The 24,632-nt window shown below is 68.1% G+C and carries 22 protein-coding genes and 1 riboswitch; of the genes, 17 read left to right on the top strand and 5 right to left on the bottom strand.

The annotated features are described in order from the left end of the window. Window positions 1–2: 2 nt before the first annotated feature. Window positions 3–1,013 carry an NAD(P)-dependent alcohol dehydrogenase gene (locus tag KK131_RS05200; protein ID WP_214555633.1) on the bottom strand — a complete coding sequence of 337 codons (1,011 nt, stop codon included), beginning with the start codon at window positions 1,011–1,013 and terminating at the stop codon, window positions 3–5. A gap of 92 nt (window positions 1,014–1,105) precedes the next feature. Between KK131_RS05200 and KK131_RS05195 the strand changes: the two genes are divergently transcribed. The 9 genes from KK131_RS05195 (at window position 1,106) to KK131_RS05155 (ending at window position 8,273) form a co-directional block, all read left to right on the top strand. Beyond that, window positions 1,106–2,017 carry a LysR family transcriptional regulator gene (locus KK131_RS05195; RefSeq protein ID WP_214555632.1) on the top strand — a complete coding sequence of 304 codons (912 nt, stop codon included), beginning with the start codon at window positions 1,106–1,108 and terminating at the stop codon, window positions 2,015–2,017. Window positions 2,018–2,058: 41 nt separating this feature from the next. Then, window positions 2,059–2,227: riboswitch (FMN riboswitch) on the top strand. Window positions 2,228–2,356: 129 nt separating this feature from the next. Further along, the gene (locus KK131_RS05190) at window positions 2,357–2,998 is read left to right on the top strand and encodes a riboflavin synthase (RefSeq protein ID WP_214555631.1); all 642 of its coding nucleotides are present in this window, start codon (window positions 2,357–2,359) and stop codon (window positions 2,996–2,998) included. Between the two features lie 144 nt (window positions 2,999–3,142). Beyond that, complete coding sequence (ribBA, locus tag KK131_RS05185; RefSeq protein WP_214555630.1) at window positions 3,143–4,234, top strand: bifunctional 3,4-dihydroxy-2-butanone-4-phosphate synthase/GTP cyclohydrolase II; 1,092 nt, start codon at window positions 3,143–3,145, stop codon at window positions 4,232–4,234. A 78-nt stretch (window positions 4,235–4,312) separates the two neighbouring features. Next, window positions 4,313–5,242 (top strand): muramoyltetrapeptide carboxypeptidase, encoded by a 930-nt coding sequence (ldcA, locus tag KK131_RS05180; RefSeq protein WP_214555629.1) that lies wholly within the window; start codon window positions 4,313–4,315, stop codon window positions 5,240–5,242. A 111-nt stretch (window positions 5,243–5,353) separates the two neighbouring features. Beyond that, the gene (gene ribE, locus KK131_RS05175) at window positions 5,354–5,818 is read left to right on the top strand and encodes a 6,7-dimethyl-8-ribityllumazine synthase (RefSeq protein ID WP_214555628.1); all 465 of its coding nucleotides are present in this window, start codon (window positions 5,354–5,356) and stop codon (window positions 5,816–5,818) included. Continuing rightward, a complete protein-coding gene (gene nusB / locus KK131_RS05170) occupies window positions 5,815–6,261 on the top strand; it encodes a transcription antitermination factor NusB (protein ID WP_214555627.1) in 447 nt (148 codons plus the stop codon). The genes ribE and nusB overlap by 4 nt, the downstream gene beginning before the upstream one ends. Next, window positions 6,261–6,791, top strand: a complete 531-nt coding sequence (locus tag KK131_RS05165; protein ID WP_214555626.1) for a GNAT family N-acetyltransferase — start codon at window positions 6,261–6,263, stop codon at window positions 6,789–6,791. The genes nusB and KK131_RS05165 overlap by 1 nt, the downstream gene beginning before the upstream one ends. Before the next feature lie 10 nt (window positions 6,792–6,801). Next, window positions 6,802–7,770 (top strand): thiamine-phosphate kinase, encoded by a 969-nt coding sequence (gene thiL, locus KK131_RS05160; RefSeq protein WP_214555625.1) that lies wholly within the window; start codon window positions 6,802–6,804, stop codon window positions 7,768–7,770. Further along, window positions 7,767–8,273: a phosphatidylglycerophosphatase A gene (locus tag KK131_RS05155; RefSeq protein WP_214555624.1), complete on the top strand. Its 507-nt coding sequence runs from the start codon at window positions 7,767–7,769 to the stop codon at window positions 8,271–8,273. Before thiL ends, KK131_RS05155 begins: the two co-directional genes overlap by 4 nt. 5 nt (window positions 8,274–8,278) lie before the next feature. Here KK131_RS05155 and KK131_RS05150 read toward each other — a convergent pair whose 3' ends face one another. Further along, entirely contained in the window at window positions 8,279–9,292 is a 1,014-nt protein-coding gene (locus KK131_RS05150) for an NAD(P)-dependent alcohol dehydrogenase (RefSeq protein WP_214555623.1), read from the bottom strand. 98 nt (window positions 9,293–9,390) lie between these two features. Between KK131_RS05150 and KK131_RS05145 the strand changes: the two genes are divergently transcribed. From KK131_RS05145 to KK131_RS05135, 3 genes are all read left to right on the top strand, one after another. After that, window positions 9,391–10,365: an aldo/keto reductase gene (locus tag KK131_RS05145; RefSeq protein ID WP_214555622.1), complete on the top strand. Its 975-nt coding sequence runs from the start codon at window positions 9,391–9,393 to the stop codon at window positions 10,363–10,365. A 73-nt stretch (window positions 10,366–10,438) separates the two neighbouring features. Further along, the gene (locus KK131_RS05140; RefSeq protein WP_214555621.1) at window positions 10,439–10,645 is read left to right on the top strand and encodes a hemin uptake protein HemP; all 207 of its coding nucleotides are present in this window, start codon (window positions 10,439–10,441) and stop codon (window positions 10,643–10,645) included. A 97-nt stretch (window positions 10,646–10,742) separates the two neighbouring features. Next, entirely contained in the window at window positions 10,743–11,312 is a 570-nt protein-coding gene (locus KK131_RS05135) for a hypothetical protein (RefSeq protein WP_214555620.1), read from the top strand. Between the two features lie 28 nt (window positions 11,313–11,340). Here the strand turns inward: KK131_RS05135 and KK131_RS05130 are convergent, their stop codons facing one another. From KK131_RS05130 to KK131_RS05120, 3 genes are read right to left on the bottom strand one after another with little or no spacing between them, the layout of a single operon-like run. Continuing rightward, window positions 11,341–13,440, bottom strand: a complete 2,100-nt coding sequence (locus KK131_RS05130) for an FAD-dependent oxidoreductase (RefSeq protein WP_214555619.1) — start codon at window positions 13,438–13,440, stop codon at window positions 11,341–11,343. Continuing rightward, the gene (locus KK131_RS05125) at window positions 13,437–14,759 is read right to left on the bottom strand and encodes an amino acid permease (RefSeq protein ID WP_214555618.1); all 1,323 of its coding nucleotides are present in this window, start codon (window positions 14,757–14,759) and stop codon (window positions 13,437–13,439) included. The genes KK131_RS05130 and KK131_RS05125 overlap by 4 nt, the downstream gene beginning before the upstream one ends. Before the next feature lie 55 nt (window positions 14,760–14,814). After that, window positions 14,815–15,885 carry an SRPBCC family protein gene (locus tag KK131_RS05120; protein ID WP_214555617.1) on the bottom strand — a complete coding sequence of 357 codons (1,071 nt, stop codon included), beginning with the start codon at window positions 15,883–15,885 and terminating at the stop codon, window positions 14,815–14,817. Window positions 15,886–16,222: 337 nt separating this feature from the next. Between KK131_RS05120 and KK131_RS05115 the strand changes: the two genes are divergently transcribed. The 5 genes from KK131_RS05115 (at window position 16,223) to KK131_RS05095 (ending at window position 24,625) form a co-directional block, all read left to right on the top strand. Then, complete coding sequence (locus KK131_RS05115) at window positions 16,223–18,241, top strand: tetratricopeptide repeat-containing sulfotransferase family protein (RefSeq protein WP_214555616.1); 2,019 nt, start codon at window positions 16,223–16,225, stop codon at window positions 18,239–18,241. Between the two features lie 46 nt (window positions 18,242–18,287). Further along, entirely contained in the window at window positions 18,288–20,837 is a 2,550-nt protein-coding gene (locus KK131_RS05110; RefSeq protein WP_214555615.1) for a TonB-dependent receptor, read from the top strand. 253 nt (window positions 20,838–21,090) lie between these two features. Next, a complete protein-coding gene (locus tag KK131_RS05105; RefSeq protein ID WP_214555614.1) occupies window positions 21,091–22,362 on the top strand; it encodes an efflux RND transporter periplasmic adaptor subunit in 1,272 nt (423 codons plus the stop codon). A gap of 131 nt (window positions 22,363–22,493) precedes the next feature. Further along, complete coding sequence (locus KK131_RS05100) at window positions 22,494–23,210, top strand: ABC transporter ATP-binding protein (RefSeq protein WP_214555613.1); 717 nt, start codon at window positions 22,494–22,496, stop codon at window positions 23,208–23,210. 101 nt (window positions 23,211–23,311) lie between these two features. Continuing rightward, window positions 23,312–24,625 (top strand): ABC transporter permease, encoded by a 1,314-nt coding sequence (locus KK131_RS05095; RefSeq protein WP_214555612.1) that lies wholly within the window; start codon window positions 23,312–23,314, stop codon window positions 24,623–24,625. The last annotated feature ends 7 nt before the right edge of the window (window positions 24,626–24,632 follow it).

Genomic DNA, 24,632 nt, shown 5'->3' with positions numbered 1-24,632 from the left:
CCTCAGCGATCGAAGCCGATGGCGAGCTTGCCGAAGTGGCGGCCGGCGGCGAGGTGTTCGAACGCCTCGCGCAACTGGCCGAAGCCGTAGACGTGGTCGATCACCGGCTCCAGGCCGGTGGCCTCGATGGCGGCCACCATCCGTTCGTGCGCTTCCAGCGGCGCCACCGAGATGCCCTGCAGGCGTATGCGCTTGAGCACCACCGGGGTCAGCGGCAATCTCGCCTCGTTGCCGCCGATCCAGCCCAGGATGGCCACCGTGCCGTGCATGCGCACCGCTTCCAGCGATTGCGCCAGGGTGGCCGCGCCGATCGTCTCGACCACCACGTCCACGCCTGCGCCGCCGCTTGCCTCGCGCACTCGTGCACCCCACCGCGGGTGGGTCTTGTAGTTGATGCCGACGTCGGCGCCCAGTGCCTTGGCCCGTTCGAGTTTTTCGTCACTTGACGAAAGCACGATCGCCCGCGCCCCGCGCAGCCTGGCGAACTGCAGCGCAAACAGCGAGACGCCGCCGGTGCCCAGCAACAGCACGGTCTGGCCGGTGGTGACGCGGGCCGTTTCCAGCACTTGCCACGCGGTGAGCGCGGCGATCGGCAGAGTGGCCGCCTGCAGGCTGGACAAGTGTGTGGGCGCGCGTGCCAGCGAGTACTGGTCGAAGCAGGCCAGCTCGCGCATCACGCCGTCGAACGGGCCGCCGATTTCCGCGCCCTCCCATTCCGGTCGCATGGCGCCGGCGATCCAGCGCGACTTGTAGAACGTGGTGACGCGGTCGCCGGGCTTGAAGCGAGCCACCGCTTCGCCGACCTCCAGCACCGTGCCGGCACCGTCGGACACCGGCACGATCGGCAACGGCACGCCGCGGTAGAGATCGCCGTTGACCAGCATCTGGTCGCGGAAGTTGAGCGAGGCGGCCTCCATTCGTACCAGCACCTCGTGGGGGCCGGGGCGCGGGGCGGGCAGGTCGACCGGATCGAGATGGTCCAGGCCGAACGCGGAAAGCTGGATGGCACGCATGGCATGACTCCTTGGAGGCTGGAATGCGGGCATGGTCGCGCCGCGGCGGCTGGGTGATAATCCACACAAATTGGTAATCTTTTGTTCTCTCCATGAATCAATCTTTCGATCTCACGCCGACCCGCCTGCGCGAACTGCGCGCGTTCGCCGCCGCCGCGCGGCGGCTGAACTTTTCGCGGGCGGCACTGGAGGTCGGCTGCACGCCGTCGGTGCTGAGCCGGCGCATCGCGGCGCTGGAGGAGGCGGTCGGCGCACGGCTGTTCCTGCGCACCACGCGGCGCATGGCGCTGACCGCACGCGGCGAGCAGTTGCAGGCGCAGTGGCAGCGCATGGAAATGGTGATGACCGAGCTGGCCGCCGGCTTGCGGCCGCCCGGCGGGGAGCTTGCCGGGCGCCTGTGCATCCACTTGCCGTCCAACTACGGCCGTTACCGCGTGGCGCCGCTGCTGGCCGGCTTCCTGCGCGAGCATCCCGCGGTACGCATCGAGGCGGTGTACGACGATGCCTATGTCGACATGGTGGTCGGCAAGGTCGACCTGGCCGTGCGCGTAGGTCGCCTGGCCGACGTGCAACTGGTGGCGCGGCGGGTGGCCACGATGCGCTACTTCCCCTGCGCCTCGCCCGCCTATCTCGCCGTGGCGCCGCCGCTCGACGACCCGGCCCAGTTCAAGGCGCACCGCTGCATCACGTTCACCGGCTATCGCCGGGGCACCTTGTGGTCGTTTTCCCGGCGGCGCCAGCGGCGTTCGGTGCGCATCGAGCCGGTACTGAGCTGCAATGATGCGCAGGCGATCCGCGATGCCGTGCTCGCCGGCGTGGGCATCGGCCTGCAGGGCGACTACATGGCCGATGCGCTGGTGGCTGCGGGCCGCCTGGTCGAGCCGCTGCCGGATTGGCAACTGCCCGCCTTCCCGGTGCACCTGTTGTGGTTGCCCGGCGCGGATCGCACGCCGGCGCTGCGTGCGCTGATCGACCATCTGGCTGCCGGGCTGGCACAGGCTTGAACGGACGGGAGTGCTAGACTTCGCCGGCCGGCAACGTCCGGCAGCGTCTTCAGGGCGGGGCGAAATTCCCCACCGGCGGTAGGCCTTTCGGGGCGAGCCCGCGAGCGCTCACGGCAACCGCCGTGAGGTCAGCAGATCCGGTCAGATGCCGGAGCCGACGGTTGGAAGCGGGCGACTGCTTCCTCACAGTCCGGACAAGAGAAGACGGCAGGGCGTGCGCTTCATCGCGCACGCCTGGCCTCATGCCTTGGGGCGTACTCGCTTAACTTTGCGCGGGGTACGTTTCATGAAAGCCATTGCATCCATGCAGTCCGTTGCCCTCCCGCCGGAGGCGCGCTGATGTTCACCGGCATCATCCAGTCCGTGGGCCGCATCGCGCGGCTCGAACCGCGAGGCGGCGACGTGCGCCTGCATGTCGATACCGCGAGCCTCGACCTTGCCGACGTGCAGTTGGGCGATTCGATCGCCGTGTCCGGCGTGTGCCTCACCGCGATCGCGCTGGAACCGCGCGGCTTCAGCGCCGATGTCTCCAACGAGACGCTGTCGCTGACCTCGCTGGGCCAGCTCAAGCCGGGCGACCCGGTGAACCTGGAGAAGGCGCTGCGCCTGGCCGACCGGCTCGGCGGGCACCTGGTTTCCGGCCATGTCGATGGCCTCGGCAAAGTGGTCTCGATCACCCCGGACGGGCGCTCGCAGCGCTGGACGTTCGAGGTGCCGGCGGCGATCTCGCGCTACATCGCGGCGAAAGGCTCGGTGTGCATCGACGGTACCAGCCTCACCGTCAACGAAGTCGCCGGGTCGCGATTTGGCGTCAACCTGATCCCGCACACGGTCGGGCACACCGCGTTCCACGCGCGCCGCGCGGGCGACGCGGTGAACATCGAAGTGGACGTGGTGGCGCGCTACATCGAACGGCTGCTGTCCAGCGGCGAGACGCCGCGGCTGGACGAGGCCTTTCTCAAGCAGCACGGTTTCGCCTGAACCGCTTGAGCCCTTCTCCCTTTGGGAGAAGGGTTGGGATGAGGGTTCGGGCGCGCCGCGCATTCCGCTCCGACCGAACCCTCATCCGCCCCTTCGGGGCACCTTCTCCCACGGGGAGAAGGAAACCACGACACGGACACACCCATGACCTTCAACACCATTCCCGAAATCCTCGAAGACATCCGCGCCGGCCGCATGGTCGTCATCCTCGACGACGAGGACCGCGAGAACGAGGGCGACCTGATCATGGCGGCGCAGATGGTGCGGCCGGAGGACGTCAACTTCATGGTGCGCGAGGCGCGCGGCCTGCTGTGTCTCACGCTCACCGAGCAGCGCACGCGCCAGCTCGGCCTGCGCCCGATGGTCAGCGACAACACCTCGGTCTACCACACCAACTTCACCGTCTCGATCGAGGCGGCCGAGGGCGTCACCACCGGCATCTCGGCGCACGACCGCGCGCGCACGATCCAGGTGGCGGTGAAGTCCGACGCGAAGCCGCAGGACCTGTCGCAGCCGGGCCACATCTTCCCGCTCACCGCGCAGCCCGGCGGCGTGCTGACCCGCGCCGGCCACACCGAGGCCGGCTGCGACCTGGCCGCGCTGGCCGGGCTGGAGCCTTCGGCGGTGCTGATCGAGATCCTGCACGAGGACGGTTCGATGGCGCGGCGGCCGGAGCTGGAAATCTTCGCGCAGAAGCACGGCCTGAAGATCGGCACCATCGCCGAGCTGATCCGCTATCGCCTGGAGACCGAGAAGACCGTGCAGCGCGTGCACGAGGAAGACGTGGACACCGAGTTCGGCCCGTTCCGCCTGGTCGCCTACCGCGACGCGATCCGCCGTGGCCTGCACTACGCGCTGGTGCGCGGCAAGGTCGGCGACGGCGCGCCGGTGCTGACCCGCGTGCACGTGCGCAACACCCTGTCCGACGTGCTGCACCTGAAACGCGACGACCTCGGCCTCACCGTGACCTCGGCGTTGCGCCGCATCGCCGACGAGGACCGCGGCGTGCTGCTGGTGCTGTCCGGCGAGGACACCCCGGAGGCGCTGCTGGCCCGGCTCAACCGTCAGCCCAGCAAGCAGGCGCCGCAAGAGGCGCAGCAGCAGGAGTGGCGCCAGCTCGGTCTCGGCGCGCAGATCCTGGTCGACCTCGGCGTGCACCATCTGCGCGTGCTGGGTACGCCGCGCAAGATGGTGGGGCTGGGCGGGTTCGGGCTGGAAGTGGTGGAGTACGTGTAATCTCGCGCAGGGCATGAACGCGCCATGCCGCGGCCATGTCCTGCAAACCATACTTGAGCTTTCCCGATCACGACGAGCATGTCCGATACCGCCATCCGCCTGATTGCCCCTTCGGGTTACCCGCACGATCGCGCCGCGATGGCGCGCGGCGTGGCGCGGCTGCGCGAGGCCGGTTGCGAGCTTGAGGGGCTGGAGGTGCTCGATCGCAGCGAGCAGCGTTATGCCGGCAGCGATGCGGAGCGGGCCGCCGACCTCAATGCGCTGGCCATGCGGGACGAGTTGCCGGATATCGCGCTGGCGATCCGCGGCGGCTACGGCGCCACGCGCCTGCTGACGCAACTGCATTACGACGCCTTGCGCGAGCGGCTGGATGGCAGTGGCACCGTGCTGGTCGGCCACAGCGATTTCACCGCGCTGCAGCTGGCGCTGCATGCGAAGAGCGGCCTGTGCACGTTCAGCGGCCCGATGCTGGGTGCCGATTTCGGCGCCGAGACGCTCAGCGAATTCACCTGGCGGCATTTCTGGGACACCGTGCGCGCGCCGTCCGCGCAAGTCGAGTGGACCACCACGCCAGGTCTCGAACTCGATGTCGAGGGGCCGCTGTGGGGCGGCAACCTGGCCGTGCTGTGCAGCTTGATCGGCACGCCATATTTTCCGGCGATCGAGGGCGGCATCCTGTTCGTCGAGGACGTCGGCGAGCCGCCGTTCCGGATCGAGCGGATGCTGTATCAGCTGCACCTGTCAGGCGTGCTGGGGCGCCAGCGCGCGTTGTTGCTGGGGAATTTCAGCCAGTGCCGGCCCAGCGGCTACGACAACGGCTACGGCCTGGTCGACAGTTTTGCGCAGATCCGCCGCGCCAGCGCGATGCCGGTGATCGACGGCCTGCCGACCGGCCACGAGCCGGACAAGTTCACCCTGCCGTTTGGCGCGCCGGCGCGGCTGAAAGTCGCCGGCGGCACGGCGCAACTGTCTTTCAGCGACTATCCGCATTTGCCGCCGCAGCCCTGACGCCCTGCTCTCCCTGCAAGCAGGGGAGGGAGCCCAGGCGAGCAGGAGGGCGGGCAAACCCGTAAAATGCCCGACCTGCATGGGCCGCGCGTCCAACCAAGGAAATCCGCAATGAAGATCATCGAAGGCGATTTCGCCACGCCGAAAGGCCGTTTTGCCATCGTCGCCGGCCGTTTCAACGGTTTCGTCGTGGAGCCGCTGGTGGCCGGGGCGCGCGACGCGCTGGTGCGCCATGGCGTGAAGGATGATGCGATCGAACTGGTCCGCGTGCCGGGTGCGTGGGAGATCGCGCTGGCCGCGCACAAGCTGGCCAATTCCGGCAAGTACGCCGCGGTGATCGCGCTGGGCGCGGTGATCCGCGGCGCCACCCCGCACTTCGACTACGTCGCCGGCGAATGCGCCAAGGGCCTGGCCCAGGCCGCCTACAGCTCCGGCGTGCCGGTGGCGTTCGGCGTGCTGACCACCGACAGCATCGAGCAGGCGATCGAGCGCGCCGGCACCAAGGCCGGCAACAAGGGCGCCGACGCCGCGGTCGCCGCGCTGGAAATGGTCAATCTGTACGGAAAACTGGCATGAGCCAGCATTCGCAGGGCCTCGACATGCAGGCGCGCTCGCGTGCCCGCCGCCGCGCACTGCAGGCGCTGTACGCATGGCAGTTGAGCGGCAGCCACATGAATGCGGTGATAGAGCAGTTCCGCCACGAGCAGGACATGGAAGTGGCCGACCTCGAATACTTCGAGGACCTGCTGCACGGCGTGGAGAAGAACGTCGAGGCGCTCGACGAATGCCTGCGCCCGCATATCGACCGCGAGGTGGCGCAGATCGATCCGATCGAGCGCGCCGCGCTGCGGCTGGCCGCGTACGAGCTGAAGTTCCGTCCGGACGTGCCGTACCGGGTGATCATCAACGAGGCGATCGAGGTCACCAAGCGCTTCGGCGCCGACCACGGCCACAGCTACGTCAACGGCGTGCTGGACAAGCTGGCCGGCGAGTTGCGCGCGGTCGAGAAGAAGGGCTGATGTCCGCGCTGCCCGGGCCGGTGCCGGAGCTGGAGACCGCACGCCTTCGGTTGCGGGCGCACCGCGCCGGGGACCATGCCGAACGCGTGGCGATCTGGTCCGATCCCGAGGTGACCCGCTTCATCGGCGGCCGGCCGTTGACCGGAGAGGAAATCTGGCGTCGCCTCCTGCAGTTCGCGGGCCTGTGGAGTGTGCTGGGCTACGGCTACTGGGCCGTCGAGGAGAAGTCCACCGGGCGCTATATCGGCGACATCGGTTTCGCCGACTTCAGGCGCGACTTGCAGCCGTCGCTGGACGGCATGCTGGAGTTCGGCTGGGTCCTGGCGTCGCACGCGCACGGCAAGGGCTATGCGAGCGAAGCCGTGGCCGCCGCGATCGGCTGGGCGGAGCAGCATCGGCCGACCTTGCGCGCGGTCTGCATCATCGCGCCGGACAACCGCGCATCGATCCGTGTGGCGGAGAAGGCCGGCTTCCGGCTGTGGCAGTCGTCGAGCTATCACGACAGTCCCACCCTGGTGTTCACCCGCTAGCCGCGCCGCCATGGAATTCCGCCTGATCGACCGCCTCCGCGAACTTACCGCGCAGCCGCGCGACGACGTGCGCATCGGCATCGGCGACGACGCCGCGGTGCTGGCGCCGCCGCCGGGGAAAGAGCTTGCGGTGGCGATCGACACCCTGGTCGAGGGCGTGCATTTTCCCCCCGGTACGGCGGCAGTCGACATCGGCTGGAAGGCGCTGGCGGTGAATTTGTCCGACCTTGCGGCGATGGGGGCGAGTCCGGCCTGGGCGCTGCTGGCGCTGACCTTGCCCAGCGCGGACGCGGCCTTCGTCGAGGGTTTTGCCGAAGGCTTCGCGAAGCTGGCGCAGCCGCACCGGCTGGCCCTGGTCGGCGGCGACACCACGCGCGGGCCGTTGACGATCAGCGTGGCCGTGCATGGCTTCGTGCCGCCGGGCCAGGCGCTTACCCGCGCCGGCGCACGGGTCGGCGACGCGGTGCTGGTCACCGGCACGCTGGGCGACGCGGCCGCCGGCCTGCATGCCTTGCAGCATCCGCCGCGCGACGACGACGGCCGCGCCGGCCTGCGCGGCTTCCTGATCGAGCGGCTCAACCGGCCGACGCCGCGACTGGCGGTCGGCACGGCGCTGCGCGGACAAGCTACGGCGTGCGTCGACGTCTCCGACGGCCTGCTCGCCGATCTCGGCCATATCTGTGCCGCCAGCGGCGTCGCCGCGGAGATCGAGGCCGCCTTGCTGCCGCGCTCGTCGGCGCTGCTGGAGCTGTACGACGACACCACCGCGCTGCACTTCGCGTTGAGCGGCGGCGACGACTACGAACTGTGCTTCACCGTACCGGCAGCTCGCGTGGCCGAGCTGCAGGCCGGCCTGGCCCGGCTCGGCTGTGGCGCCACGAAGATCGGCCGCATCGTGGAAGGCGAGGGCGTGCGCGTGCGTGCGGCCGATGGCGCATCGCTGGCGACGGATCGACCGGGCTGGGAGCATTTCGCGTGAGCGCGAAGAAGATCTTGAACCGAGAACAGCGACGTGCGTTGCTGGCCACGCCGGCCGGCTGGCTGGCCTGCGGTTTCGGTTCGGGCTTGGCGCCGGTGGCACAGGGCACGTTCGGTTCGCTGGCCGCGCTGCTGCCGTGGCTGCTGCTGCGCGAGCTGCCGTTGCCGATGTATCTGGCGGTGTTGCTGATCGGCTTTGCCGCAGGCGTGTGGGCCTGCAACGTGGCCAGCCGCGCGCTGGGCGTGGCCGACCACCGCAGTCTCGTGTGGGACGAGTTCATCGGCCAGTGGGTCGCGCTGCTGCCGTTGCTGGTGCTGCCCGCGCCGTGGTGGGCGATCGCGCTCGGCTTCCTGCTGTTCCGCCTGTTCGACGTGTGGAAGCCGTGGCCGATCAGTTGGCTCGACCGGCGCGTCAAGGGTGGCATGGGCGTGATGGTCGACGACGTGGTGGCCGGCGCGTTCGCCGCGGTCGTGCTGGCGCTGGGGCTGCACCTGCTTCGGTAAGCGCCTCAGCCCCCGGCCTGCAGCACGATGCGGTAGCGCGCCTTGCCGTCCGCGAGGCGCTGCAGCGCCTCGTTGACCTGCGCCATCGGGAACATCTCCACCTGCGGGCGGATGTCGTGGCGGGCGGCGAAGTCGAGCATGCGGGCGATGTCGACCGGCGAGCCGGTGGGTGAGCCGGAGACTTCGCGCTGCTTGCCGATCAGGCTGAACGCCGGCACCGGGATCGGTTCCAGCACCGCACCGACCACGTGCATGCGGCCCTTCGGCGCGAGGGCATTGAGCAACGCGTTCCAGTCCATCGGTACGTTGACGGTGACCAGCAGCAGGTCGAGCGAGCCGGCGATCGCCTTGATCGCGGCGCTGTCGCGGCTGGCGACCACGTGGTGCGCGCCGAATCCGCGCGCCTCGTCGGCCTTGGCCATCGTGGAGGTGAACGCGGTGACTTCGCAGCCCCAGGCCGCGGCGAACTTCACCGCCATGTGGCCGAGCCCGCCGATGCCGACCACGCCGACGCGCGCGGTGGGTTTGATGTCGTAGGCAAGAAACGGCTTCAGCACGGTGATGCCGCCGCACAGCAGCGGGCCGGCGCTGGCCAGGTCGATGCCCTCGGGCAGCGGAATCGTCCACGCCCAGTGCGCGCGCAGCTTGTCGGCGAAGCCGCCGTGATGGCCGCCGATGGTCGCCACCGATTGCGCGCAGAGGTTCTGGTCGCCGGACAGGCACGGGCGGCAGTGCATGCAGCTTTCGGCGGTCCAGCCGATACCCACGCGCTGGCCCACGCTGAGCCCCTTCGCCTGCGCGCCCAGCGCGGTGACCCGGCCGATCACTTCGTGGCCGGGAATGAACGGGTAGCGCGCATTGCCCCACTCGTTGCCGATCATCGACAGGTCGGAGTGGCAGATGCCGCAGTAGTCGACCGCCACCTCGACTTCCTCGGCGCCCAGCGCGCCCACGTCGAACGTGGCCAGTTTCAGCGGCTGGCCGGCCGCGCTGGCGGCCCAGCCCGTGATCGAGGACATGGCGAACTCCTGTCGTGGGGAAAACCCAAGATTACGCCGTTGTGCCGCGCGCGTGGATTGGACATGCTGGCGGTCTTTCCCGTCACAGGAGCATCCCCATGCTTTACCGTCGCCTCGGCACCTCCGGCCTGCAACTTTCCGCGCTGTCGTTCGGCGCCTGGGTCACCTTCGGCAAGCAGGTCGGGCGCGCGCAGGCGCGCGAGCTGCTGGCGCTGGCGCACGATCGCGGGGTGAACTTCTTCGACAACGCCGAGACCTACAACAACGGCGTGGCCGAGCAGGTGATGGGCGACGTGCTGGCCGACCTGCGCTTTCCGCGCGACAGCTACTGCGTCTCCAGCAAGGTGTTCTTCGGCGCGGTCGACAAGCCGCTGCCGACCCAGCGCGGGCTGTCGCGCAAGCACGTGACGGAAGCCTGCCACCAGGCGCTGCAGCGCCTGCGCGTGGATTACCTGGACCTGTATTTCTGCCATCGCGCCGATCCGGACACGCCGATCGCGGAAACCGTGGCGGCGATGGATACGCTGGTGCGCCAGGGCAAGGTGCTGTACTGGGGCACCAGCGAGTGGCCGGCCGAGGCGATCCACGAGGCGCACCAGATCGCCCGCGAGAATCATCTGGTCGCGCCGGTGATGGAGCAGCCGCAGTACAACCTGCTGCACCGCGAGCGGGTCGAAGTGGAATACGCGCCGCTGTACGAGGCCTACGGCATGGGCACCACGATCTGGTCGCCGCTGGCGTCCGGGCTGCTCAGCGGCAAGTACAACGACGGCGTGCCGGCCGGTTCGCGGCTGGCCCAGCCCGGCTATGAGTGGCTGCGCGAGAGCGTGCTGGGCCACGGCGACGAACGCCTGGACAAGGTGCGCGCGCTGCAGCCGATTGCCGCCGAGCTGGGCACCAGCCTGGCGCAGCTGGCGATCGCCTGGTGCCTGCTCAATCCGCACGTTTCCACCGTGATGCTCGGCGCCAGCAAGCGCGAGCAGCTGGAGCAGAACCTGGACGCGCTGGAACTGTTGCCGCGGCTGGATGCGGCGGTGGCGCAGCGGATGCGGCGGATCGTCGAGGCAGGTTGAAGAAGGAGGGTGGTTGACAGCCAAATGAGAATCATTATCATCAATGACGTCGCCGCTTCCTCCGGATATTCCGATGCCCGTCCTGTCCTTGCGCCAACCGCTGCCGTCACGCGCGATCCCGCGGCCGGCTTTGCCGTCGCCGGCTCCAGCCGCGGCGACGGCCCGACGTGTCTCCAGCCATGCGCTGCTGGAAGGTGAGCGCGAGCTGGTGATCCAGCACCAGGGCAGCGAGTACCACCTGCGCCTGACCCGCAACGACAAGCTGATCCTGACCAAGTAGCCGCAGCGGTCGGTTTTCCCGGCGCAGCGGGCGAGACGGCCCGCGCGTTTCCCCGAGCCCGGGCGGTCTCGCCGGCTCGTGTCGCTGGAGGCAGGCGATGTTCATTCCATGGTGGCGACAACGGCAGGCGTGGCGCCTGCAAGCCTCTGGTGCAGGCGTGTGTCGGCGCTGGCTGCGGATCGCACCGGCGCCGCTGGTCGCGGCATTGCCGGCGCTCGACAGCGTGCTGTACATGCCGCTGGCGGCGTGCGGACCGGAGTTGTCGGCGCTGCCGCGCGGCCTGCTGGTGGAAACGCCGCGGCTGGCCCCGCTGCTGCGGGTGCGCTGGTTGATGGCGGTCAGCGTGATCGCGGTGGACGGACCGCGCGAATGGGTCGACGGCCTGGACCGAACCGGCCGCCCCTGCGTGCGCCTGCATCTGCTGCCGGACACCGACTACCTGGGCTGGGATCGCCTGCTGGCTGGCGGCGAACCCACGGTCGCGATGCCGGATACGCCGCATCTGCCGGCGCTCGACGCGTACCCGCTGCGTTTCCATCGACGCCGGCTGGCCGGTCTCGACGTGCTCCGCGGCGAGATGGTCAGCGGGCTGTCGCCGCTGGGTCGGCAACTGACCGGGCGAATCGTCCATGCGCATACCGGGCGGCGCGATCGGCAGTTCCGCTAGCTGCGTCTGCCGGCGGTCGTGCCGGTTTTCAGGGAGATTCCTGCGCCTGCGTCTCGCGCCGCAGGTCGTCGGCGTGGGCGGCATGGAAGTGCCGCTTGAACGCGACCTCATCGGAGGCGGGTTCCTCCAGTTCGCGGGCGTAGCGATGGCCGGCGTAGACCGCATGCGCGATCAGCCCGGGCGCCTCGGCGTCGCCGATGCAGCGCAACGATCGCACGCCGGCGGCGGACCATTCCGCTTCGCGCCGCCGCAGCTCCTGGTACAGCGCATCGTCGGGCACGCGGGCGGTCACCGTGACTATCGCGTCGCAGGCGAGCTCCCGGCGCTGATGGGTCCAGACGTCCTCGACGGTCAGGGTCGTGCCGTCGAAGCCGATGATGTCCTGCGATACCATCGCCTCGATGCCGAGTTTGGCCATCCGCTTGCGGATATGCCGGTAGTCGAGCGTGTGCTGGCTCCACGGCGCGATGCTGTCGTCCGGGGTCAGGTGGGTCACCTCGCAGCCGCGCCGGCGCAAAATCTCGGCCGCGACGCTGCCGTAGTAGAAGCCGTCGTCGTCGAATACGACCACGCGTCCTTCCGGCAGGTGGCCATCCATCAGGTCGTCGGGCGTGAACACACGGGAATTGCCCGCGAAGCCGGGGATGGCGAAACCGTTGCTGCGCCCATAGCCGTCGCGGCGCCAGTGGCAGCCGGTGGCCAGCACCACGTGCTCGGCGCCGAAGTCGAGCACGTCCTGTGCGGTCAAGGCCGAATCGAGATAGACGGCTATATTCGCGAACTTGTCGATCTGTCCCATGCGCCAGTCGCGCACGCGCGCCCATTCGGCCAGGCCGGGCAGGCGCGCCTCGCGGGTGACGCGGCCGCCGAGCTCGCGGCGCGCTTCGGCCAGGCTCACCTCATAGCCGCGCTGACCGAGCGCACGCGCGGCTTCCAGCCCGGCCGGCCCGGCACCGACCACCAGCACGCGGCTGGCCGAGCGCTTCGGCGCGATCCGTTCCGGATGCCAGCCCTTGCGCCATTCCTCGCCCATCGTCGGGTTCTGCGTGCAGCGGATCGGCGAGATGGTCATGTCGCCGGAGACGCAGATGTTGCAGCCGATGCATTCGCGGATGTCGTCGACGCGGCCTTCCTCGATCTTGCGCGGCAAAAAGGGATCCGCGATCGACGGGCGCGCGCAGCCGATCATGTCCAGCACGCCGCGCTTGAGCTGCGACACCATGGTGTCCGGCGAGGTGAAGCGGCCCACGCCCACCACCGGCTTGCTGGTGGTCTGCTTGACGAAGTCGATGAACGGCTCCTGCGCACCCTCGCCGGCGAAGCGCGAGGGCACCGAGTCGTTGTACCAGGCGGCGACGTTCACGTCCCAGAGATCCGGCAGCTCGGCCAGCATGCCCACGATGTCCTTGGCCTCGGCCAGCTCCACGCCGCCGGGGCCGAGCAGTTCCTCGGTGGCGAAGCGCAGCGCCACCGCGCAGGTGTCGCCCACGGCATCCTTCGTGTCCTGCAGCACCTCGCGCAGCAGACGCACGCGGTTCTCCAGGGAACCGCCGTACTCGTCGCTGCGCTGGTTGCGCCGGCGCTGCAGGAAATGCATCGCCAGCGACAGGTCGTGCGCGGCGTAGACGTAGATGATGTCCATCCCCGCGCGCTTGCCGCGGATCGCCGCCTCGCGATGCCAGCGCCGGTATTCGCGGATGTCGTGCAGGGTCATCGCGCGCGCCTGGTGCGGGTAGCCGTACTTGGTCGGCTGGTGCGACGGCGCCAGCAGCACCTCGCGCGAATACAGGTTCGACGCGGTGGGGCCGTTGTGCGACAGCTCCAGCGCGGCCAGCGCGCCGTGCGCGTGCACCTTGTCGCACATCAGCGCCAGCGCGGGGATGTCGCGGTCGTCCCACAGCCGCGCCTCGACGTAGGGCGTGAGGTCGCCGCTGGGATGGATCTCGCACTCCTCGGTGGAGACCACCGCCCAGCCGCCCTCGGCCTTGGTCTCGCGCATCGCCGCGTGCGCCAGCGGCATCGCGTGGCCCATGCCGTTGCAGTGCGGCACCTGGAAGAAGCGGTTCTTCGCCGTCACCGGGCCGATCTTGAGCGGGGTGAACAGGATGTCGTAGCGCGGATCTCTCATTCCGGAATGACCTCGGCGGGTGGCGCGTTCCTGCGGCGCAGGCGCATGAGCGCGTACAGCGGCAGGCCGGCCGCGATCAGCCCCAGCGCGTACACGAACGGCTCGTGGCCGATGCCGACGAAGGCGAAGACCACGAACGCCACGCAGGTGACGGCGACCAGCAGCACCCGGCGCGTGGCGCACGTCGCGCTGCGCCGCCGCCACAGCACGATCAGCGCGAGTGCGCAGCACAGGTAGAGCGGCAGGTTGGCGGCGGTCACCACCCGGGTGAGGAAGGTGAACGCCGCCACCAGCGACTTGCTGTAGCTCATCCAGACCATCGCCGAGGCGAGCGCACCGATCACCAGCAGCGCCACCGCCGGCGCGCCGTGGCGGTTGTTGCGCGCCAGCACCGCCGGCAGCACGCCGTTGACGGCCATCGTGCGGGTCAGTTCGCCGGCGAGCAGGGTCCAGCCATTGAGCGCGCCCAGTCCGCTGATCACCACGAACAGCGCCAGCCAGCGCCCGGAACCGGCGACGGCGAAACGGTCCATCAGCAACGCGAACGGTGCGCTTGCCTGGGCCAGCTCCTGCTGCCGGATCAGCAGCAGCGGCACGGTGGAGACGATGATGTAGATGATCGCGGTCAGCACGGTGCCGGTCATGGTCGAGCGCGGAATCGTGCGCCCCGGGTCGTCCACCCGCGCCGCCGGCACGCTGGCCGATTCGATGCCGAGCATCGCGAACAGGGCGATAGTCGAGGCCGCCATCACCTCGGCCAGGGTGATCGGCGTGGTCGGCAGGTGCGCGGTATAGCTTGCCGGCGAGGTCAGCAGCAGCCAGCCGCCGAGCAGCGCGATCGCCAGCATCGGCAACAGCTTCAGTGCCGTGGTGGCGATCTGCACGCCGCCGCCGGTGCGCACGCCGAACAGGTTGACCACCACCACCGACCACAGCAGGCACAGCGCGAACAGTGCCGGCGGGAGCGCGCCCAGCGGCGGGAACACCACCGTCATGTAGCCGACCACGCCGGTGGCGAGCGCGGCATTGGTGAGCCACATCGACACCCAGTACGCCCACAGCGCCATGTACGCCGGCAGCTCGCCCAGCGTGCGGCGGATGTAGCCGTACGGGCCTTCGGCATCGGGCAGGGCACGGGCCAGGTGCGAGAACACGCGGGCCAGAACGAGACAGCCGGCCAGCACGATGATCCAGCCGATCAGCGCGTTGAATCCGAACGGCGCCAGCGATGCCGGCAGCACGAAGATGCCCATGCCGATGACGTTGCCCACGACCAGCGCGGTGCAGGTCCAGAAGCCGATCGTGTTGCCGTTGCGCATGTCGGCTTCCGCCAGGTTTCGGTTCAGGGGTGTGGCCGGACGGGGCGGCGCATGCTCATGCGGATTCGCCGGCGGGGCCGGCATACGCCGCTCGCAGCAGGTTCTGGAAATGCCAGACGCCGCCCTCGCGTTTCGGGCACAACCGGCCGGGAACGTAGAAGCCGGACGCCAGTCCCTTCTGCACCGCTTCGCAGATCGCGATGTCCTCGTTCTGCACTTCGTCGCTGAACGCCTGGTCGGCGGCGATGCGGGCCTGGGCGCCGGCGTCCTGCGCGTAGTAGTAGTCGAACACGATGCGGCAGCGGTCCGGCCCCAGCGGCAGGATGCGGTTGGTTTGCAGCCGGCCGGGCATGATGTTGAGCATCACGTTGGGGTAGATGAAGTAGTAGAACGCCTGGCCGTCGCCGTAGAGCTCGGTGCTGTTGCGCAGCGGCGAGGATTGCAGCGAATGCCACGGGAACAGCTCGGTGTCGTAGGCGCGGTAGTCGAGCACGCGGGACAGGCCCGGGTGCACGTGCGGGAGGTGGTAGCCCTCGAGGTAATTGTCGACGTAGACCTTCCAGTTGCAGTCGATGTCGTAGTTGTCGCGGCGCAGGTAGCGCATGGCTGACAGGTCGATCGGCGCGATGCGTTCGGCGATGCCGCCGTAGACTTCGTCGAATGGCGGCACCTCGTCGCCCAATGCCACGAACACCAGGCCCTGCCATTCGTGCACGCGCAGCGGCGGCAGGCGGATGTCCTCGACCTTGAAATCGCAGGCGTCCTGCATCTCCGGCGCGCTGCGCAGCTGGCCTTCGAGCGTGTAGGTCCAGCCGTGGTACTTGCAGTGCAGGGCGCGCGCGCCCTTGCCGTCGCACAACGCCAGCGGCCCCGCGCGGTGGCGGCAGACATTGGGGAAGGCGCGCAGCGCGCCGTCCGCGCCGCGTACCAGCAGGATGGGCACCCCGGCGATCTGGCCGACGGCATGGTCGCCCGCTTCGGCCAGTTGCCCCTGGTGGGCCACCAACTGCCAGCTGCGCGCGAATACCGCACGCTGTTCCATCGCCAGCATTGCGTCGCCGGCGTAGTAGCGGGCGGGCAGCGCGTGCGCGCGGTTGAGTTCCTTGACCATGGTATCGGCAGGCATGAGCAGGTTCGGTCCCCGGGTGATGGGCGCGACGAGCAGCCGTCTTCCGGGGATTCCATGTCCCGCATGCCGTCTCGCGCCCGCAGCAGTGTTTGCCCGATCCAGCCTAGCGCCTCCGCCGAACCTGGGGCAACCGGTGCCGCCTGTGCCGTACAGATCGGGGCACCCCTGACATATTTGCCAGCGCCACTATCTACCGGCCGGGTTCGGTTGTAGATTGCAGCGATACCCGTGAGGAGCTGCTGTCGTCCATGCAACGCGCTGTGCCCCGGCTGTGCTGCCGCGCGAGACTCGACCCGTACGGGCAGCAGGGCGTATTGTCACGGCGGGGCCGTCCGTGACGGGTGCGCCGGCCACCGGTACGCTGGAACAGGCGCTGGCCCACGCGGCACGCCTGCTGGAGCGGGATCCGGCATTGGCGGTCGAACAGCTCGACGAAATTCTGCAGGTGGCCGCGGGTCATCCGGCCGCACTGCAGTTGCTGGCCGCCGCGCGCTCGCTGCAGGGAGACATGCAGGGCGCGCTCGACATCCTCGTTCCCCTGGCGCAGGCCCAGCCGAACTGGGCCATGATCCACTTCGACCTGGGGCTGGCCCTGGGCCGCTGCGGACGCGGGCAGGAAGCGATCCAGGCGCTGCGCCGCGCGGTGGCGCTGAAGCCCGACCTGCCGCAAGCCTGGCGTGCGCTTGGCGACCACCTGATGGCGGCCGGCGATCAGGAGGCGGCGGACGCGGCATACGCCAGCCACGTGCGTCATTCCACCCGCGATCCGCGCCTGCTGACCGCCGCCGTCGCCCTGGTCGAGAACCGCATCCCCGAGGCCGAGGCCTTGTTGCGCGAGCACCTGAAGCAGGCGCCGACCGACGTGGCGGCGATCCGCATGTTCGCCGAGGTCGCCGCCCGGCTGGGTCGCAACGAGGACGCCCAGCATCTGCTCGAACGCTGCCTGGAGCTGGCCCCCAGCTTCCAGGAAGCACGCCAGAACTACGCGCTGGTCCTGCATCGCAGCAACCAGCCGGAGCAGGCGCTGGTGCAGATCGAGCAGCTGCTGGCGGCCGATCCGGAACATCTGGGCAACCGCAATCTCAAGGCGGTGGTGCTGTGCCGGATCGGCGACTACGAGCCCGCCATCCGCATCTACGCCGAGCTGCTGGAACACTACCCGCGCCATGCGAAAGTGTGGGTGAGCTACGGCCATGCGCTGAAAACCGCCGGGCACACCGAGCGCGCCGTCGCTGCCTATCGCCGCAGCCTGGAACTCGAGCCCTCATTCGGCGAAGTCTGGTGGAGCCTGGCCAACCTGAAGACCTTCCGCTTCAGCGCCGACGAACTGGCCGCGATGCGCCGGCAGCTGGCGCGCGCGGATCTCGCCGACGACGACCGCCTGCACCTGGAGTTCGCCGTCGGCAAGGCGCTGGAAGACGCCGGCGAGTACGAGCCGTCGTTCCGGCATTACGCGCAGGGCAATGCGATCCGCCGCGCGCAGGTGCACTACAGCGCCGACGACACCAGCGCGCGGGTGCAGTACATCCGCGCGCACTACACCCGCGAGTTCTTCGCCGCGCGTGCGGGTGCCGGCAGCCCGGCGCATGACCCGATCTTCGTGGTCGGGCTGCCGCGTGCCGGCTCCACGTTGATCGAGCAGATCCTGTCCAGCCACAGCCAGGTCGAAGGCACGATGGAGCTGCCCGAGGTGACCTCGATCGCGCGCCTGCTGCGCATGCAGGGCGACGCCGACGACGCCATGCCCTACCACGGCGCACTGGCAGTGCTCGATGCCGATGCCCTGCGCGCGCTCGGCGAGCGCTACCTCGCGCACACCCGGATCCAGCGCAAGACCGCGGCACCGCTGTTCATCGACAAGATGCCGAACAACTTCATGCATATCGGCCTGATCCACCTGATGCTGCCGAACGCGAAGATCATCGATGCGCGCAGGCATCCGCTGGCCTGCGGCTTCTCGGCCTTCAAGCAGCACTTCGCGCGCGGCCAGGGCTTCAGCTACGACCTTGAGGATGTGGGGCGCTACTACCGCGACTATGTCGCGCTGATGGCGCATTTCGACGCGGTGCTGCCCGGGCGCATCCACCGCGTCGTGTACGAGCGCATGGTCGACGACACCGAGGGGGAAGTGCGCCGCCTGCTCGAGTATTGCGGCCTGCCGTTCGAGGCATCGTGCCTGCGGTTTTTCCAGAACCCGCGGCCGGTGCGCACGGCCAGCTCGGAACAGGTGCGCCAGCCGATCTACCGCGAGGGGATGGATCACTGGCGCCACTACGCATCATGGTTGGGGCCGCTCGCATCGGCGTTGGGGCCGGTGCTGGAGAGCTACCCCGACGTACCGGTATGGGAGTGATGGCTTAAATCCGATGGATTGTCGTGGACTTGCGAGGGGAGGGCTTATGCACACGAGTAGATTCAAGAAGATCACGGGGGCGCAGCGGGTCGGGCTGGCCAGGTTGCCGCTTGCGGCGGCGATCTGCCTGGCCATGGCCACACCGGGCTTCGCCCAGGATGCGGGGCAGGCCGAGGCGTCGGCCGCGACACCGGCAGCAAAACCGAAGACCACGACGCTGAGTGTGGTGAACGTAACTGCGCAGAAGCGCACCGAGAACCTGCAGAAGGTGCCGATCAGCATCAACGTGCTGGAGACGGACCAGCTCGAGGCGCTCCACGTACAGAACTTCAACGACTATGTGAAGTACCTGCCCAGCGTCACCTTCCAGCAGGGCGGCGGCGGCATCGCCACCGGCCCCGGTTTCGCAACCATCTACATGCGCGGCGTGGCCAGCGGCGGCAACACCAACCACTCCGGATCGCAGCCGAGCGTGGGCGTGTACCTCGACGACCAGCCGGTCACCACGATCCAGGGCCCGCTCGACATCCACATGTACGACATCGCCCGCATCGAGGTGCTGGCCGGGCCGCAAGGCACGCTGTACGGCGCCAGCGCCCAGGCCGGCGCCTTGCGCATCATCACCAACAAGCCCGATCCGAGTGCTTACGCGGCAAGTTACAGCCTGGGTGTGGACACTGTGGCGCATGGCGGCATCGGCTATACGGCCGAAGGCATGCTCAACGTCCCGATCAGCAAGAACGCGGCGGTACGCATCGTCGGTTGGCGCGAGCATGATGCCGGCTACATCGACAACAAGGCCGGCTCGCGCACGTTCCCCACTTCGGGCATCACCATCAGCAATGCACCGAATTGCTCGCCGAGCGGGACCTCGCCGTCCTCGGCGTTCCAGTGTGTCGGACATGCCAGGGACAATTACAACGACGCCAATACCAGCGGTGCACGGGCGGCGCTGAAAGTCGACCTCGACGACAACTGGTCGATCAGCCCGATGCTGATGGGGCAGCAGACGATCTCGCATGGCAACTTTGCCAGCGATCCAGTCGTTGGCGATCTGGCCGTTACCCACTTCTATCCCGAGCGCGTCAATGATCGCTGGTGGCAAGGCGCGCTGACCGTGCAAGGCAAGATCGGCAATTTCGACTTGACCTATGCCTATGCGCACCTCAAACGCAGTCAGGAAGAGCAGACCGATTACACTGACTACGGGTTCTGGTACGACGCCTTGTATGGCTCCGGCGCATCCTTCTATGACAACAACGGCGCGCTGATCAATCCCTCGCAGCATATCAGCGACCGGGATCGCTACACCAAGAACAGTCACGAACTGCGTCTTGTCTCACCGGCGGACGAACGGCTGCGCCTCGTCACGGGCCTGTTCTGGCAGAAGCAAAAGCACGACATCATGCAGGATTACCAGGTCGATGGCCTGGCCGACGCGCTGTCAGTCACGGGCTGGAACGACACGATCTGGCTGACCCGACAAGTGCGCTACGACCGCGACAAGGCGGTGTTCGGCGAACTGTCCTGGGACTTCATTCCCGACGTGCTCACCGGCACGTTCGGTGAGCGTTATTACCGCACCAGCAATCAACTGTACGGCTACTTCGGCTACGCCGCAGGCTTTTCATCGAGCCAGGGTGAGGCTGCCTGCGTGTCGCCCGAACCGTTCCTGGATGCACCGTGTTCCGACTTCAACAAGAGAGTGAGGGAAAGCGGAAATCTCACCAAGTACAACCTGACCTGGAATATCAACGACACCAAGATGATCTATGCGACCCGGTCCGAGGGTTTTCGCCCTGGCGGTGTCAATCGGCGCGGCACATTGTTGCCGTACCAGGCCGATTTCCTGATCAACGAGGAGCTGGGCTGGAAGACTTCGTGGTTGGACAATCGGGTGTCGTTCAACGGCGCGGTGTTCCGTGAGACATGGAACGACTTCCAGTTCCCGATCCTCGGTGCGAACGGCCTCACCGAAATCAAGAACGCGAACTCCGCCCGCATCGACGGTCTCGAGTCGCAACTGAACTGGCAGGCCACGTACAACCTGCAGCTGACGGCGGGGATCGCGGCGTATCGCGCCCGACTGACCGCCAACTACTGCGGGTTCACCGACGCCAACGGTCGTCCGATCACGGATTGCCCGGCCGGCTCGATCAACCCGCAGGACGGCAGTGTCGTGGCCGGGCCGCTCGCTCCGAAGGGTACGCAGCTGCCGATCACGCCCAGGTTCAAAGGCAACCTCATTGCGCGCTACACCTTCAGCCTTGGCGGCAACGACGCCTTCGTCCAGGCGGCGCTTGTCCATGTCGGCAGACGCACGACCGACCTGCGCTTGAGCGAGCGTGCACTGCTCGGTGACCTGCCTGCCTACAATTCCGTCGATCTGTCCGCCGGCGTGCAGAGAGGCGGCTGGTCGGCCGACGTTTACGTCAACAATGCATTCGACAAACGCGCGGCGCAGTACAAGTACACCGAGTGTGGTGTCGATGTTTGTGGAGCACACGGTATCGTTGCGCAGTATCCGAACGGACAGGTCTATACCGGCTTCAGCCTGCCGCGCACGTTCGGGATCCGCTTCAAGCAGGAGTTCTAGGAGGGAGACGCCGCTTGTTCGGAACGAAGGGCTCCGGCGCGAACCGGAGCCCTTCGCGTTTCCGGAATGGCGATGGCGTTTGACCGTGCCGCGTTCGTCCGATTGTCCGCATGGTGTCCGCGGACACTCGGCCGGGGCCGTGCATGCGACGCAAGCTACTGAAAGACATTGGTTTCTGCCGTTGTTGTCGGGTGGCACGCGGATTGCAGACGTCCCCATGCAACCGCGCTGTCCGCGGTCAGGAACGGCATAGATGATCCGCGACACTTCCGCACAAGACCGACTGGTCGAGGTCAAACCCAACCGCAAGCGCCGGTTGATCCTGCTTGGTGCCGGCGTACTCGTGCTGGCGCTGCTGGCCTGGCTGGCGCCGGGCATCGGCCGGATGTTCTCGGCGTCCGAATCGGTCAGCAGTTCGCGGCTGGCCTTCGCCACCGTCGAACGCGGCCCGTTCGTGCGCGACATCGCCGCCGAGGGCAAGGTGGTGGCGGCGGTCAGTCCGACCCTGTACGCCACCTCCGGCGGCGCGGTGACGTTGCAGGTGCATGCCGGCGACACGGTGAAGATCGGCCAGGTGCTGGCCACCATCGTCAGCCCGGAGCTGACCAACAAGCTGGCGCAGGAACAGAGCAACGCCGACGCGATGGAAGTGGAATACCGGCGCGCGCAGATCGACGCGCGCAAGCAGCGTTCCGCGCTGCAGGAAACCTACGACAACGCCGTCATCGACCAGACCACCGCCGAGCGCAACCTCGACCGTTACCAGAAGGCGTATGCCAAGGGCGCGGTGTCCAACATGGACGTGGACAAGGCCAAGGACGCGCTGGACAAGGCAAAGATCGCCACCACGCATGCCAAGGCCAACCTCGGCCTCGACAACGACAGCCTCAACTTCGACATCCAGTCGAAGAAGCTCGCGCACGAGCGCCAATTGCTGCTGGTGAAGGACCTGCAGCGCCAGGTCGACGACCTCAACGTGAAGTCGCCGGTGGACGGCCAGGTCGGCCAGCTGTTCATCGCCGAGCGCGCCACCGTGGCCAAGGACGCGCAGCTGCTCAGCGTGATCGACCTGTCCGCGCTGCAGGTGGAGATGCAGGTGCCGGAAAGCTTCGCCCGCGACCTCGGCATCGGCATGTCCGGCGAGATCAGCGGCAACGGCCACACCTGGAAGGGCCTGGTCAGCGCGATCTCGCCGGAAGTGGTCAATGGCCAGGTCGCCGCACGGCTGCGCTTCGAAGGCGAGACGCCGAAGCAGCTGCGGCAGAACCAGCGCCTGTCGGTGCGCGTGCTGCTGGACAAGCGCGACAACGTGCTGACCGTGCAGCGCGGCTCGTTCGTCGACGAGTCCGGCGGCAGCTATGCCTACCTGGTGCGCGACGGCATCGCCAAGAAAACCCCGATCCGCGTCGGCGCCTCCAGCATCGACAAGGTGGAGATCCTCGACGGCCTGAAGGAAGGCGACCGCATCGTGATCTCCGGCACCGACAGCTTCAAGGGCGCGGCCACGGTCGCGATCAGCAACTAGCCGGGATTTGGGATTCGGGATTGGGGATTCGCAAGAGCACAAGCTCGCGTGGCCGCCGCTTTTCCGAATTCCCAATCCCCAATCCCGAATCCCGAATCCCGAATCCCAGCTCCAACCACCGAGGAACAACCATGCTGAAGATGACCCACCTGTCCAAGGTCTACCGCACCGAAGTGGTGGAGACCTACGCGCTGCGCGATTTCAACATCGACGTGAAAGAGGGCGAGTTCGTCGCCGTCACCGGCCCGTCCGGTTCCGGCAAGACCACCTTCCTGACCATCGCCGGCCTGCTGGAAACCTTCAGCGGCGGCGAGTACCACCTGGACGGCATCGAGGTGAGCAACCTCAACGACAACGCCCGTTCGAAGATCCGCAACGAGAAGATCGGCTTCATCTTCCAGGCGTTCAACCTGATCCCCGACCTCAACGTGTTCGACAACATCGAGGTGCCGCTGCGCTACCGCGGCATGAAGGCGGCCGAGCGCAAGCAGCGCATCATGGAATCGCTTGAGCGCGTCGGCCTGGCCTCGCGCGCCAAGCACTACCCGGCCGAACTCTCCGGTGGCCAGCAGCAGCGCGTGGCGATCGCCCGTGCGCTGGCCGGCTCGCCGCGCCTGCTGCTGGCGGACGAACCGACCGGCAACCTGGACACCCAGATGGCGCGCAGCGTGCTCGAGCTGCTGGAGGACATCCATCGCGAAGGCGCCACCATCGTGATGGTCACGCATGACCCGGAACTGGCCGCGCGCGCCCAACGCAACGTGCACATCATCGACGGCCAGGTGGTGGACCTGTCGGAGGACCCGCGTTTCCACACCGTGCATGTCGCTGACGAAGCCCACGGCTGAGCGGCCGGGATTCGGGATTGGGGATTCGCGAGAGCCACGGCTCGCGCATCCGCTGCTTCCCGAATCCCCGATCCCCAATCCCAAAATCCCGGATCCTGATCATGTTCGCCTACTATTTCCAACTCGGTCTTCGCAGCCTGCGCCGCCATCCGGCGCTGACGGCGTTGATGGTGATGGCGATCGGTTTTGGCGTGGCGGCGTCGATGATCACCTGGTCGGTGTTCCGCGCGGTGTCGGGCGACCCGATTCCCGGCAAGTCCTCGCAGTTGTACACGGTGCTGGTCGACAACCGCGGCCCGCAATACAACGACGGGGGCGAACCGCCGGAAGCGCTCACCTACACCGACGCCACCGCGCTGGTCGCGGCACACAAGGCCACGCGCCAGACGCTGCTCTACTACGTGGCGCCGTCGGTGCTTCCCGAGGGCGACCAGAGCCTGCCGTTCATCGCCCATGGCTACGCCACCAATGCGGATTTCTTCAGCATGTTCGAGGTGCCGTTCGAGTACGGCGGCGCCTGGCATGCGAGCGACGACGAAGGGCGCGCCGCGGTGGCGGTGATCAGCCACGAGCTCAACCAGCAGCTTTTCGGCGGCGCCGACAGCGTGGGTCGCGGGATCACCATGGACCGGCATACCTACCGCATCGTCGGCGTGACCGCGCACTGGGATCCGCAGCCGCGCTTCTACGACCTGTTCAGCGGCAACGGCTTCGGCGATCCGGTGCAGTTGTACCTGCCGTTCAGTCGTGCGGTCGACGTGCAGATGGATACTGCCGGACGCAACAATTGCGGCAGCAACGTGGATTTCGGCGCCGGCCGGGACGCATGGCTGCATGGCGAATGCGTGTGGGTGCCGGTGTGGGTGGAACTGGCCGACCAGGCCGCCGCGAAAGACTATCGCGAATTCCTGACCAACTACGCCGCCGAGCAGCAGCGTGCCGGCCGCTTCCACTGGGCGCCGAACGTGCGCCTGCGCGACGTCAACGACTGGCTCGACTACAAGCATGTGGTGCCGCCGGAAAGCCGCATCTCGCTGCTGGTGGCGCTGGGTTTCTTCGTGATCTGCCTGGTCAACACGATCGGCCTGCTGCTGGCCAAGTTCATGCGCCGCGCCGCCGAGATCGGCGTGCGCCGCGCGCTCGGCGCGCCGCGACGCGAGATCTACCACCAGTTCCTGGTCGAGGCGGGCACCGTGGGCTTGGCCGGCGGCGTGCTGGGCCTGTTGCTGACGGCGCTGGGCATGCTTGGTGTCGGCCTGCTGTTCGAGCCGGAGATCGCCCGGCTCGCGCATCTCGATTTCTCGCTGGTGGCGATGACCTTGCTGGTGGCGATCGTGGCCACCGTGCTGGCCGCGTTCTATCCGACCTGGCGCGCCGCGCGGGTGCAGCCGGCGTGGCAGCTGAAGTCGAACTAGGGCAACG

This window comes from Rhodanobacter sp. LX-99 (assembly GCF_018599185.1).
GTDB lineage: Bacteria > Pseudomonadota > Gammaproteobacteria > Xanthomonadales > Rhodanobacteraceae > Rhodanobacter.
This window is presented reverse-complemented; position numbering and strand designations above follow the sequence as displayed.